The 615-nt window shown below is 44.2% G+C and carries 1 protein-coding gene; it reads right to left on the reverse strand.

Translation table 11 applies throughout. From position 1 onward, the window contains the following. Positions 1-119: 119 nt before the first annotated feature. Positions 120-615: oligoribonuclease (orn, locus tag R7E00_RS23870; protein ID WP_318124728.1), on the reverse strand; the 496-nt coding region annotated here is incomplete at its 5' end.

Below are 615 nucleotides of genomic sequence, written 5' to 3' on the forward strand. Positions count from 1 at the left end.
AAGAGCATTTTTTTGTGATGCAAGTCCTTCGTTCAAAAAAACTTTAATTTTTTACTGAACGACGAAAAAGCAAGCAAAACAATCAAGAATGACAACAATTTAGATCGCAGCCTTAACAGTTAGATCGTAAAGATCGTTTCGCGGTAGTACTTTAACTCCGCAATAGATTCACGGATGTCGTCCAACGCTAAATGTGTGCCCTGTTTAGAGAAACCGTCCAGCACCTCTGGCTTCCAACGACGAGTTAGCTCTTTTAGTGTACTCACATCTAAGTAACGGTAGTGGAAGTACTCTTCCAGTTCAGGCATATGCTTGTACAAGAAACGACGGTCCTGACCGATGCTATTACCGCAGATTGGCGATACGCCTTTTGGTACCCATTTTTCTAAAAATTCGATGGTCTGTGCTACGGCATCTTGCTCAGAGATTTTGCTGTTCCGAACGCGCTCAACCAAACCGCTAGCTGTGTGCGTGTTGGTGCACCAATCGTCCATTTTGGCTAGCTCTTCTTCTGGCTGATGCACGGCAAGCACTGGCCCTTCAGCTAAAATATTCAGTTCGCTATCCGTGACGATAGAAGCAATTTCGATGATTTTGTGCGTTTCAGGATCAAGC

This window comes from Vibrio sp. Vb1755 (genome assembly GCF_033338635.1).
GTDB lineage: Bacteria > Pseudomonadota > Gammaproteobacteria > Enterobacterales > Vibrionaceae > Vibrio > Vibrio alginolyticus.